This window comes from Verrucosispora sp. SN26_14.1 (genome assembly GCF_004307965.1).
Taxonomy (GTDB): domain Bacteria; phylum Actinomycetota; class Actinomycetes; order Mycobacteriales; family Micromonosporaceae; genus Micromonospora.
The window spans coordinates 1-12,242 of record NZ_SISL01000008.1; the positions used below are offsets into that span (position 1 = coordinate 1).

At 66.8% G+C, this 12,242-nt stretch carries 10 protein-coding genes and 1 tRNA gene; 5 read left to right on the plus strand and 6 right to left on the minus strand.

Annotation, left to right across the window (positions count from 1 at the left end; all coding sequences use genetic code 11):
- Nucleotides 1-58 precede the first annotated feature (58 nt).
- The gene (locus EYA84_RS01655; RefSeq protein WP_007457244.1) at nt 59-490 is read right to left on the minus strand and encodes an SsgA family sporulation/cell division regulator; all 432 of its coding nucleotides are present in this window, start codon (nt 488-490) and stop codon (nt 59-61) included.
- A 499-nt stretch (nt 491-989) separates the two neighbouring features.
- Between EYA84_RS01655 and EYA84_RS01660 the strand changes: the two genes are divergently transcribed.
- Both EYA84_RS01660 and EYA84_RS01665 read left to right on the plus strand, forming a co-directional pair.
- The gene (locus tag EYA84_RS01660) at nt 990-1,454 is read left to right on the plus strand and encodes a TIGR02611 family protein (RefSeq protein WP_131051200.1); all 465 of its coding nucleotides are present in this window, start codon (nt 990-992) and stop codon (nt 1,452-1,454) included.
- 50 nt (nt 1,455-1,504) lie between these two features.
- Nucleotides 1,505-1,576 (plus strand) — tRNA-Val (locus EYA84_RS01665).
- Nucleotides 1,577-1,651: 75 nt separating this feature from the next.
- Here EYA84_RS01665 and EYA84_RS01670 read toward each other — a convergent pair.
- The 5 genes from EYA84_RS01670 to EYA84_RS01690 form a co-directional block, all read right to left on the minus strand.
- On the minus strand, nt 1,652-2,872 hold the full coding sequence (locus EYA84_RS01670) for a site-specific integrase (protein ID WP_131051201.1): 1,221 nt from the start codon (nt 2,870-2,872) through the stop codon (nt 1,652-1,654).
- Nucleotides 2,872-3,069 (minus strand): excisionase family DNA-binding protein, encoded by a 198-nt coding sequence (locus EYA84_RS33270; RefSeq protein ID WP_236145548.1) that lies wholly within the window; start codon nt 3,067-3,069, stop codon nt 2,872-2,874. Before EYA84_RS33270 ends, EYA84_RS01670 begins: the two co-directional genes overlap by 1 nt.
- Complete coding sequence (locus EYA84_RS01680) at nt 3,066-4,613, minus strand: replication initiator (RefSeq protein ID WP_394347541.1); 1,548 nt, start codon at nt 4,611-4,613, stop codon at nt 3,066-3,068. Before EYA84_RS01680 ends, EYA84_RS33270 begins: the two co-directional genes overlap by 4 nt.
- 1,088 nt (nt 4,614-5,701) lie before the next feature.
- A complete protein-coding gene (locus tag EYA84_RS01685; RefSeq protein WP_131051204.1) occupies nt 5,702-7,174 on the minus strand; it encodes a hypothetical protein in 1,473 nt (490 codons plus the stop codon).
- Nucleotides 7,175-7,952: 778 nt separating this feature from the next.
- Entirely contained in the window at nt 7,953-8,858 is a 906-nt protein-coding gene (locus EYA84_RS01690; RefSeq protein WP_131051205.1) for an abortive infection family protein, read from the minus strand.
- Nucleotides 8,859-9,230: 372 nt separating this feature from the next.
- On the opposite strand from EYA84_RS01690, the gene EYA84_RS01695 reads away from it, so the two are divergent.
- From EYA84_RS01695 to EYA84_RS01705, 3 genes are all read left to right on the plus strand, one after another.
- A complete protein-coding gene (locus EYA84_RS01695; protein WP_131051206.1) occupies nt 9,231-10,442 on the plus strand; it encodes a helix-turn-helix transcriptional regulator in 1,212 nt (403 codons plus the stop codon).
- 151 nt (nt 10,443-10,593) lie between these two features.
- Nucleotides 10,594-10,782: a hypothetical protein gene (locus EYA84_RS01700; RefSeq protein ID WP_236145549.1), complete on the plus strand. Its 189-nt coding sequence runs from the start codon at nt 10,594-10,596 to the stop codon at nt 10,780-10,782.
- Nucleotides 10,779-11,075 (plus strand): hypothetical protein, encoded by a 297-nt coding sequence (locus EYA84_RS01705; RefSeq protein WP_131051208.1) that lies wholly within the window; start codon nt 10,779-10,781, stop codon nt 11,073-11,075. The genes EYA84_RS01700 and EYA84_RS01705 overlap by 4 nt, the downstream gene beginning before the upstream one ends.
- Nucleotides 11,076-12,242: the final 1,167 nt, after the last annotated feature.

The following is a 12,242-nucleotide window of genomic DNA, read 5'->3' on the forward strand; positions in this document are numbered from 1 at the left end:
TGATTTGTATAAGAGACAGGACTCGGCCGATCCGCGCGGCCCCCGCCTACGTCGGTGGTCAGCGACCGGCGAGCAGCCGGTTCACCGCCGTGTCGACGTCCAGGTGCTCGGCCTCCCGGCCGCGCGGGACGACGACGTAGGTCCGCCGCAGGAAGCGCACCAACACGCTGCGCGGCACCTCGAACAGGGCGTTGCCGTCGGGCGACGACAGCGCCAGCGCGACGAAGTCGCCGCGCGGGGTGGCCCACGGCCAGACCCGCACATCACCGATGCCGGCCGGTTCGTCGAGGCCGGTGACCAGCAGTTCGCGAGCGAACGACCAGCTCACCGCCTCGCCACCCGCCGATTCGGCGTGGAACAGGACATGGACCGCATACGGGTCAGCAGGGTCGTAGCGCAGACTGGCGCGCACCGGCAATGCGGTGGCGTCAGGCGCGACTAGCCTTAGCGACGTCTCGACCTCAACGGTCGTCGGTCGGATGACACTCATGGACGTTCTCCCCCCGGCACCGCGTGCGGAACGCGCGTGTCCCGCTTTTCCCATACTCAGGCGCTACCTCTGGCTACGCTCCGCCATACGCTGACTTCACCCAGTGGTGGGAGAGGGTTCGGAAAGGCCGCGAGAATGTGAAAATTCATCTAGGATTTCCGGTTCTGCCCAGTGCCTTGATCCCGCCCGATCATCGGGTAGCTCAGTCGTCGACTTACTCCGGTAACGTCCAGTCGGCCGTTGCAGTGACGGTCCCGCGCCACACTGGGCGTGAAATGATCGGTGAGCGATCCTCAGTGGATCAGCTGGCGAGGCGGGACCCGTCGAACGGCGCGGCCCGCAGAGCCGAACAGCGGGGGTGCGGGTGCCGAACGAACAGCACGACCGGCACGGTCGGTCAGTAGTCGACCACGAACCGGTCGACAATCGCCGAACCGGCCGCAACGAACGAGGCTTCACCGATGGGAATAGCCCCGCCGGACGGGGAAACCCTCACCGCATGCGGAACGAGCGAACCGAGACGGACCGGACCGACGCCGGGCCGGACGCCACCGGCGTACCCGGGCGGCCCCGCTGGCGGCAACGCGTCTCCACCACCCTCGCGCTGATCCGCGCCAACCCCACCGGCCGCCTCGCCCTCCGGGTCGTCATCGGCATCCTCGGCGCCCTCGTGGTCACCATCGGCATCGTGCTCATCCCGCTACCCGGCCCCGGCTGGCTCCTGGTGATCGCCGGCCTCGGCATCTGGGCCGTCGAGTTCCACTGGGCCAAACGCCTGCTCGCCTTCACCCGCCGTCACGTCCACGGCTGGACCGCCTGGGTGAAGCGACAGTCCCTGATCCTCCGACTGGTCATCGGCTCGGTCGGCCTCGTCTTCGTCGCCACCGTCGCGCTGCTCTCGATCAAATACAGCCTCGGCATCGACGTGATCGCCCAGGTCCTGCGCTACCTCGCCACGAACTGACCCCGGATTCGCGGGTCGGCCGCACGATCGGGTAGAGTCAGCCGCGCTGAGGGCGATTAGCTCAGCGGGAGAGCGCTTCGTTCACACCGAAGAGGTCACTGGTTCGATCCCAGTATCGCCCACGCAGCTCAGGCCACTTCCCGGCTTCGGGAGGTGGCCTTTCTGCTGCCCGTACAGCAGCGAAGTACAGCAGTTCGTCACCGCGTCAGGGATTCGCCGAGACGCTTGAGCGCGTCTCTCGTCGCCTGCGAGGACACCTGCGTGTAGATCTCCATCGTCACGGAGAAGCGGGCGTGCCGGAGGATCTGCATGGCGACTCGCGGGTGCACGTCGAGGTCGGCCAGGAGGGTGGCGCAGGTCCGCCGGGCGTCGTGAACGGTGATCGGCTTCGTTGCCGCCCTGTCGCAGCGGGTCTGCCAGGAGCGCTGGAAGTTGCGCGGCTCGATGGGCGTGCCGTAGCGGGTGGTGAACACCAGGTCGTTGTCGTGCCACGCCTTACCGGCCGTCGCGCGGGCCTCGTCGCGTTGGTGTTTGCGCAGTCGCAGTGCGGCCAGGCAGATGTCTGGCAGCGGCAGGGTGGCGTCGGATGCCTGGGTCTTGGTGTCGCGGTGCAGGAGCTTTCCGCGTACGCGTTGCAGTTGCCGCCCGATGGTCAGCTCCCCGGCGCCGAGGTCGACGTCGGCCCAGGTGAGGCCGAGGGCTTCGCCTTTGCGCAGGCCGGTGACGAGGACCAGGGCATACGCGGCGTAGAGCGGATCGGCGTCGGCGCGGGCGGATTCGAGGAAGCGGCGTGCCTCGTCGCTGGACCAGGACTTGCCGCGTCGACGGCGGACGGTGGCGAGGGTGACCGGCACGGCCGGATTCTTGGTGATGAGGTCTTCGGCCTGGGCGTGGGTGAGGGCGGCGCGCAGTGCGGCCCGGATGTCGCTGACCGTGCGCGTCGACGGGACCGCCTGGCAGCAGCGACCGACCGCGCAGCAGCGCCGCTTCTCCTTGCGGCGGGCGGCGTCCTTGCCCTGGGCGCAGCACTGACAGGTGCGGGCCACCTGGTTCAGCCAGGTCTGCACGTCCCGCGCCTGGAGCCGGTCGAGTCGCTTGGTGCCGAGGCCGGGGGAGAGGTAACGCCGGACGAACGTCTCGTAGGTGGCGTAGGTGAGCGGCGCCCGGTTCGGCTCGATGATCTCGGTCAGCCAGTAGGCGAGGAAGCTGCCCACGGTCGGCCCGCTGGTCGCCACCGGTCCGGCCTTGGCCTGCTGGTGCAGCTTGATCCACTTGTCGTGGACGGCGTCCCGGGTCTTGCCGTAGACGTACTTGCGGGTGCGCTTGCCGTCGGGCTTGGTGACCCAGACGTACGCGGCGAAGCCGTTGCGGTACGGGAAGATCGAGCCTTCGCCGTTGGCGCGGGCACGGGCGGGCATCAGGCGGCCTCCTGCCGGTCGATCTGCTCGCGGATGTAGTCGTCGACCCATTCGGGGAGGATGCGGCGGTACTTGCCGTCCTTGATGGAGCGCAGCTCACCGGTGGCGATCTTCATTTTGACCTTGGAGATGCCGAAGCCGAGCAGGACGGCGACCTCGGCGGGGGAGTACCACCGTGGGGTGAGGGTTCGGGTCACGCCGCCACCTCCGACCACAGCTGGTGGGCGAGTTCTTCCCGGCCGACGCGGCGGCGTTCGCGGTGTTGGGCGGCGGCGGTGTTGGCGAGCAGCGCGTCCCCGTCGGTGAGCCATCCGGAGCCGACGAAGGCGAGGGTGCCGACGGTGACGGAGCTGTCGTCGGTGCGGCGGTGGGTGGCGCGGGTGTCGCGGAGCAGTCCGAAGGTGACTGAGTACCGGCGGGCCTTGGTGAGGAAGTGACCGCCGTAGCCGAGCATGTGCGCCCACCGTCGCAGCCCGGCGTAGACATCGGGTGTGATGTCAAGGTTGCCTTGACGGTCGTCGGCCTGGGTGGCGGTGTCGCTGGTGCGGTGCCGGGTGGGGCGGCCGAGTCGCCAGCAGGCGTCGATGAGCCGGGCCAGGTGGTCGCCCTCCGGGTCGGCGTAGGCGTCGACGGTGCCCGGGGTGAGTCGGGTGGAGCAGTGGCCGGTGACCTCGGTGGCCTTGGTGGCGTACTTGGCCAGGTAGGCGGCCACCCTGGCGTCGGTCACGTCCCCGTCGCCGGTGCCGATGCGGCGCACGTCGACCTGCTCACCCCAGGCGACCGCCCAACCCTGCGGCCGATCGGGATGCGGCGGGGTGGCGAAGACGATTTGCCGGGCGGCGGCGTGCACGGCGGCGTCGAGGTCGTCCACGGTGATCCCGACCGGTGGCGGGACGAGGGCGTGCCGGTCGTCAGGGTCGACCCCGTCGAGACGCAGCAGGACGTGGAAGTGCACCGCGCCCCGGCGCTGCATCTCGGCGACCTTCCCGTGTGACACCCGCACCGGCGGCACCCGCCGCACCCGGCCGGAGTCGGTGACGACCTCGACTCTCGGGATACCGCGTCGGCGGCAGAGGGCGGCGAGCTGGCGTTCGACGGCCTGCTTGGTGCGCCGCCACAGCTCACCGGCGAAGACGTTCCAGACGACCTGGTGATCGTGGTCGTAGCAGTCCAGGCAGAGCGGCCGACCGAGCTGCGGATCGGCACGGTCGTGCCGGGCGAAGCAGGCCCCGGGCTGCCCGTGCGGGCAGGTGACAGCATCGCGGCGGGCGTGGCAGGGGGCCGGTCGGCAGTCGCAGCGCCGCCGGTCGGCACAGGTGTGCCGGGCTACGTGCCGGTGGTGGATCGCGCCGAACGACGGCGCGGTGAAGGTGGCGAAGACGACCGGGTGCCGAGCCACCGTGGCGGGGACGTTCTTTCCGCCGGTCAGGCCACAGCGGACGACCTGGAAGGCGTCACCGGCGTAGACCCAGGAGCAGTCCGGGCACTGAGCGGCCCGCCGGTTGCCGCACGCCTTGTAGAGCACCCGGTCGGGCAACTCATCGGTGTGCTGCTCGCCCAGGACCCGCCCGGTGTCCCGGTCGACGGCGGTCATGGTGCCGGTCAGCCGGATCGGACGGGCACAACCCCCGGCCGTCCGGGTGTGCTCCAACCAACCGAAGTAGTCGGGCGTGGCGGCCCGGTGCAGGGCCTGGGCGTCACGACCAGCGGCGACGCTGGGACGGTGCAGGGTGGACACGATCTCTCCTCAGGGCGGGTGGCAGGGACGGGCGACGAAACGCCACCGGTCGCCGGAACGCTGTCCGTCGGTGGTGTTCGTGGTGTCTCCTGGCACCGCCGTGGAGGGCGGCTGACGCCGGAGGGCGGGTGTGGCTGACCGCCGTTGAGGTGTGGTCCTTCCGGTTGCCGTGCTGGGTGAGGCCGGGACGGGTGGGGTGCCTGGAGGTCGGCATCCGGCGGGTTGCCGCAGGTGAGCCCCACCCGTCGAGGGAATGCGAATCCGGGCCATCGTGACGGCGGGAAGGCCGTGCTGGGCCACTCAGCGGATTCCGGGGCCGACATCGCGGCCAGCGTGATCGAGAGCTGGCGGGATCTGGCCCGCATCAGCGGCAGGAAGGCCGCTCAGCATCTCCGTGATCGAGCCCAGCGATCCGGCAGGAAGGCCGCACTGGCGTGCTCGACGACCGCCAGAGTAGCACCGGGTGCCGACTCGTCAACCCGCCGTGAACCTCGGTGCTGAGCTGGTCCGGACCGGCTGCCGACTGGTGTGGGAGGACTTTCTGTACGTCTATCAAGGCGGCCCTGAACGGGCCGCACGCGCCGCCGCCTGGGCGCGTGCCCGTCGCTCCGCTGGCGCTCCGACTCCGGCCACGCAATACGCCCGGCGGCTGGCGCGGAGAGCGGGTAGCCCGGTGGGCCGCCGCATGACGACAGGCCGTTTCCCGGTGGGGTGATGGGCCGGCAGCCGGCCGGGCCGCGCGGCGAGCACCGCGCGGCGTAGGGGAGCGCACGCCAGGTCCGTCGGCGGCTGCCGGGTCGGTGGCGGGGTTGCGGTTACTGCGCCTCCGGCGGGGGCGCTCCGGCTCCAGGATGGCCGGGGCTCCGTCGGCGGCTCGCGGTCCGTGGGTGGTTGCGCGGGCCATCCCGCCTGCCCTCGACCCGGGCAAGCCGAGCAGACCACCGCCCGACCCGCCAGCGTCCGACCGTGCGTCAAGGCCGTCTTGACGTGGCGGGCCGGGCGGCGGCCCGCTCCCCGGTGGGCGGGTCGACGGCAGACGGGATGGTAAGTGCTGGCCGCTAGCTAGCGCTCCTAAATGGCCGAGCGCTACTCTAACCTGGCCATAGTGGTAATAGCTTAACTACACCGTCAGCAATCGCCCCGAAAGGCGCGAGAAGCGCGGCTGTCCGTGCTGAGAAGTCACGGACTTTCGCCAAGAAGCCAGTTCCGGTCTCAGGAGTGTTCTGTAGCGCTGCACCCTCGGCTGCGATGCGTTCAACAATCGATGAAGGAAGTTGCCCGCTCGATTTCAATTCGGAGAGGAAGTGATCTAGCGCTATCCGACTCATAGCTTCCAGGTGCTGCGTAAACTGAATGCTTTGGTCGAATTTTGCCGCAATGTCGGCCGTCGAGTTCGCATTGACTGTTACGCCCGCGCTGTTCAGCGAGGCGGCAAAGCTTCGGCGAAGCTCGACAATTTCCGCCTTCGCGTCTTCCAATTCCTTGGCGAGGGCCGCTTGGGCCCGTGCTTGTCGAATGGCTACATCAATAGTCAAGCTTTGGTTCATTAGAATCTCTTGCAACTTTTCGCTGCTGGGATTTCTGAGCCGCACTATGACCTGTGCCGCCTTGTTGCAATTTGCCCTTGCGATTTGGTAGTGGGCTATTGCCTGCGAATACTCGCGGGACTCAAGAGCCACGAGCGCGGATGCGCGCTCCTTGTTCACAATGCTTTTGAGCTGCTCGGCTTCGAGTGTAATTGCGAGCCAGTCGGGTGCGCTTGCTGCACCTTCCAGGGTTTGTGTGATAACCTCGCAGGCGGCCTCGGCTTCTTGAAGTGCGCTCTCGTAGTGCCCACGAGATACGTGATCCTGGTATGCCATGTTGTGGAACATGTAACGAAACCCATTGACGTCGATCATCATCAGGTCGTCGATATTTGGGGGAAAGCCGAAATCGCCATTACTCCGTGCCTCGACTATTTGACGAGATGCTTCCTCTTGGAGCGCGATGGCTTGGCCCAGTAGAAGGTGGGCTCGCGAAAAGTTCCCACGGTTGCTGGACTGAATGGCTTGACTGAGCAGTAGTTGAGCCTCTGCGCTGGACAGGAACCACCTGGCGTCGTTGTCTTCGCTTGCACGATTCTGCAAATGGTCTACTGCAATACCGAAGAACCTGGCCGATTCCTCTGTATTCTGCATGGTCCTGAAATGCAAACCCATTTGTATGCCATGCATGCCGCCATAAAAATCAGCCGAAGCGCGCAATTCTTCAATAGCCTCGGCGGCCTTGTCTAATTCGTGAAAATTGGCCTCGGTGGAAGTTCGCACCTTGTCTTGTAGTGCAATAGCTGCATTCAACAGCCCTTGCGAGGCGGCCTGATAAAGTGTTCCTGATTTCGAGAATTTCCCTTGCGCTCCATACCCCCCCGCTCTCTCTGCCATCTCATGAAAGTGAGAAAGCAAATCTAGGTAGTGTTCAATCATCTCGGTCGTCAGGGGCTCCGACAGGGCGGCCGTCGCGGCTTCTGCGAGGCTGTCCAATTCGTCCTGCTCTTCCCATAATAGCTGAACATCGAGCACCATCGGTGCATGGTAGTCGTGGGAGGAGAGTTTCGGTCCGGCATGACTGAAAGGCGACACTTCGAACCTTTGGTCGGCCAGCCCTCTTGGCGAAGCATGCCGGAGAGAGAGGAGGCCCTCTCAAGTTGAAGCCCGAGCTCAGGAACCGATGATTGTGGGTGTAAGCCCCGTGGAGCCAATAGATCGGCCGACATCACAAGATCCGGAACATGCGCGGAATGATCAAGCAGCCGGCTGGCAAGCCGGTCGGCTCTCGTGCTGATAGGACGCGGAGTGCTGGTGCCGGCGCTACACCCTTCCTGCACCGTCTGCTAAACGCCGGTGCGGCAAGCTGCGGCGGACCTGCTCGGGGCACGCAGGGGGCACAAGACACCGTCAAACGTCGGCAACCAGCCAGCAGCGACGGCAGCCCACGACGGGGCGTGACCAGCGTGCCGACCAGGTCGCCGCAGGTCACCACCGAGCCGGTCTAAGTTCCGTTTCAACGTCTGACGCCGGAACTGGGTGACGATGGGCACGAGCAACGCTGGACGTCCATGGACTGCGGCGGACCGTCCTGGCAGCTGAGCCCTACTGCTGGCCCAGCTCATCGAAGGCGGGTGGTTCTCGTTCGCACCGAACCGGTCGTCGTGCCCGATGCAGGGGTCAATACCGGCGCGCAGGGGCACACCGGCTGCGGCAAGCTGGACGCTGCGTGCTCCGCCTGCCCAGTGGGACGACTACCCACGGTGCAGATCAGCACGATTCCCAAGCAGAGGGTCGCTGTCCCGACCAAGGGTCTTCATGCGCGCCAAGGCGCTTCGGGATCTCCAAGCGTCTCCAGCATCAGGTTGCACCAGGTAGTGGCAGCCCCAGCGGCAAGACGGGCATGGCGTGGACGGACCCATCCAGGGACTGAGTCACGTCCATGTCCCACACCAACCTGGTTGCGTAACTCAGTGACCCCTTGAGTCAGGCGAGACAGCGATCCGAGGATAGTCTTCAACGCCTTTGCTTCTTCTGTCGTGTCGGCTACGCCGGCAGCATGGAGGCGTAGTGCCTGCTGTGCCTGTGCGACCAGTGCTGGGAGGTCATCCTTTGGGTTGTATTCGACGCCACGTTCTCGCAGGACGAGCTTTGCGGTACTTTCAACCAGGTCTTTTGCGACGCTGACTGCCAGCCGAGGGTCGGTGTCCACACTGGCGGCGAGGCGCTTCAGATGCTCAGTGATGACGGCTGGGTCTGTGAGGGCGTTGAGAGCTGGTACCACCACGGTGCCTGCGGGAACTTGCTCCTGCAACCGGTAAAGCCGCTGGAGCAGGGGCTCGAATGCCTCGCCGACCATCTGTCGACGAGCTGCCCATGATCCGTATCCGTCGTGTGCTAGCCAGTAGCTGCGAAAGGATGTGAAGTCCTGCCAGGGGACTTCGATCGCTAGGCCGAGCCGGGCGCAGGTCGACCGTAGGGCTCGCAGAGCGAGGCGGGCCTCAGCGTCTGATAACCGCTCTCCTCCTCCCGTGCCAAAAGCCATGAAGTCGCCGTGTAGCAACAATGCGAGGGCTTCGGCCACATCCACATCATCAACGGCATCGACCGGACCTCGACGCAGCTGTTCCAGCAGATCAGTCTTGAATTTGCTGTCTACCGTAGGCCAGCTGCCGCCGAAGCCAGTGGTGGTCGTGGTATCGAAGAGGTCGTCAGGCGTCATCGCAAGCTCTCCGTGAGGTAAGGGGCGGCTGACGTTGTGATCACCATACGACGAGTTGGGATAGCAGTATGACTGGGCGTCTTTGCCGAACAGTCAGCCCGCTGCTGCCGACAGCAACGGTGACAGCAACAGGGCCAGACGTAGAGAGCCGGTGGTGGAGGGCTACGGATCAGCGCCCGACGTCATAGACGTGCGCGGACGGTGCCGGACAGTACGCCCAGAACTTACAAGCGAGGGGTCCGGATACCACTCCGGCGTGGAACGGGTCGCTGGCGTGTGAGGGTTATGGGGCGTCGGGCTGGTCGGTAGCGTTGGCGGTGGTGGCGGCCGATGGGTCGGTGGTGCGTCCTGTGCTATGCGAGGGGGGTCCGGGTGGATTCCTTGCCGGAGTTGACGTTCGGGCAGCGGTTGAAGGTCTATCGGGAGCGGTCCGGGAAGTCTCGGACGGTGCTGGGTGGGTTGGTGGGCCGCAGCGCCGAGTGGGTCAAGGCGGTGGAGACGGATCGGATTCTGCCGCCGCGAATTCACATGCTGGATCGCATCGCGCGAGCCTTGAAGATCGACGTGTCCGCCTTGGCTGCGGAGCTGGGCGATCGGTCTGTTGTGGTCAACGGGCCGGAGCATCCGGCGTTGGTGTCGGTCCGGGCGGCCCTGAATCAGGTGGCGCTTCCTGATGACGCGCCGCCGGAGTCGTTGTCTGGTCTGCGGGAGCGGCTTGCGGCGGGGTGGCGGGCGCGTCATCAGGCGGCGGATCACCGTACGGTGCTGGGCGGGCTGTTGCCGGGGTTGCTGCGGGACGGGCAGCGGGCCGTGTTGGCGTACGAGGGTGACCAGCGGCGGGAGGCGCAGGCCCTGTGGGCGGAGACGCTCGGGCTGGCACAGATGTTCGTCGCCTACCAGCCTGCCGCCGAGTTGTTGTGGCGGGTGACGGATCGGGCGATGGTGGCGGCGCAGGAGTCCGGTGATCCGGAGGCGCTCGCCCGTGCGGGGTGGTTCCTGTGTCAGGTGCATCGGGAGGCCGGTGACTGGGACACCGCGATGAGGGTGACGCTGGAGGTGTTGTCGGCGTTGGAGGCGCGGGCGGCTGACGGGAGCACCAATCTGTTGGCGTTGTGGGGTGCGCTGAACTTCGAGGCCGCGTACACGTCTGCTCGTGCTGGTGAGGAAGGTCGTGCCTGGCGGTACTGGGACCGCGCGGACCAGGTGGCGCAGCGCCTGCCGGAGAGCTTCTATCAGTCGCAGACGTCGTTCTCGCGGGTCATCATGGGTGCTCATGCGGTGACGGTGGCGGTGGAGTTGCAGCAGTCGGGCGAAGCGGTGCGGCAGGCCCGTCGCCATGATGCGGCGGCGATTCCGTCGAGGCCGCGTCGGGCACGCCACCTGATCGAGGTCGCGCGGGCGCACTACGGCAAGGACGACAAGGAAGCGACCGTGGCGGCGCTGCGGCAGGCGTACGAGTCTGCTCCGGAGACGATCCGGTTCAACGGGTACGCCCGCCAGATCACCATGGACCTGCTCGACGGTCCGCGTTCCACCCGGGATGCCGCCCGTGACCTGGCGACGAAGGTCGGACTCGTCTCCTGAACCAGGGGTAGGAACCTTACCCATCCCGCCCGGCCACCGACCGTAGCTTTCCGCTCACGGGATGCGGTGGTCGGTGCGAGTCACGCCCGGCCGCCGTGTCCCTCAGCCAGAGGGCGACCGAGCCGCCCTCATGAGCGACGAGGGAGGGTACGTGCGGCGCGTCTCATACGACGAATACGTCTCCGCCACCGCGTTGACCTTCGCCCGGCGGCATCGGCCGGTGTGGTCCTGGCAGCACTGGCGGCGCATCTGCAACTGCGGAGCCGACCTGCCGTGCCGAGCCCGACACCGGATACCGATCACCCGAGGACGCTGGCCGCAGACGGAGGACCAGCGATGACCAGCCACGGTCCGATGATGCCGATCTGGAGCTGCGGCGGGTGTGACCTCCCGTGGCCGTGCCCGACCCGGCGGCGGGAACTGCGCGCGGAGTACGCCGACGCGCCGGTGTCGCTGGCGCTCTACCTCGGGGCCTACCTCATTCAGGCCGCCGAGGACATGCCCTGGACAGCAGCCGGCACCCTGCACCGCCGATTCATCGGCTGGACGAGACAGCCGCCGGAAGTACAGCAGCGAAGTACAGCAACCGTGCCACCCGCACCGGACCGGAACGAGCGTCACCAGCCCAGATGACCTCGTACGACACCCGATCCGGCCGGTCTGCCGTGAGTTCACACCGAAGAGGTCACTGGTTCGATCCCAGTATCGCCCACAAGTCCCCAGGTGCCCCCTGTCCGCAGAACGCGCGGACCAGGGGGCCTTGTCATTTCTGCTCCGGGGGCCGAGCCCCCGGATAGCCCACGATGCGGTGGGTGCGGCGCACAGAGCTTGTAAGCGAGTGCTCCGGGGTATCACCGGCCCCGGCATGCCAGCATGCTGCGCGGACGGCCGCGACCGAGTAAGCGGGGGTCGCATAGCAAGTCACTAGCTTGGAACGCGCAGCCGGGCACCAGTGCCGGAGGCTGGCCTCGCGATGCCGGCAAGCGCGCGTCTGGCCAAGAGCATGCGGAAGGCCACGGCCGCCCGTTGGTACTCAGCCTCAGCTTCCGGGCTCCGCTGCGTCCGTGTCGGCTCCACGGCGGCTGGCGCTTGCGTCGATGATGCTGGCGGCTGAGCTTGCAGTGTCGCGTCCAAGCCCCGTGGAACCGGAGGCGCTTCGATGGTCGCCACGCCCTCTGCATTCCCTTGATGACGAGCAAACGTGTGCCACACGTGCCAGCCCATCAGTGCGCTAATCACCGCAAAGAGTGCAGCGGCCGGCCACATCTCGGCATCCTGCGACGCTGTACCCACGACCGCTACCACGGTGTTGATACCCATGATGGCGAGGAGGCCGACCCGCGCGGCTGGCCACTTGATGTACGCCTTCACGATCCAGTACATGGCAACGAACGGGATTGCGATCATGGCGCCGGCAATCCACAGACAGCCCACTCTGCCCGTCACGGTCGGGGCGGAACTCGGCTGGGAGAGTGCAGTGGAGCGGGTGCGATTGACGCGGTGGTCATTGACCCAGTGGCCACGTCTCCAATGCCTACGACGCCGGTAGGTCGTCATGGGGCTCCCTCGCTGGGCATCGGCGATCGCTCCTTCCCCCGCAACCGGACTACGAAAGCGCACCGCCATGTCAGCAGGCCATGGGAGAGGCCCACGGCGTACCAGGGCCCCAGCGGTGTTTCCTCAATTGTCAGCAGAGAATCCAAAGGGGAAACCTTCAGGATCCGCAGGGGCAGGGTAATCACCAAGATCCACTATGGCAGTCGTCCGACCGGACACTCCAGGACGAGACACTGCGGCAGG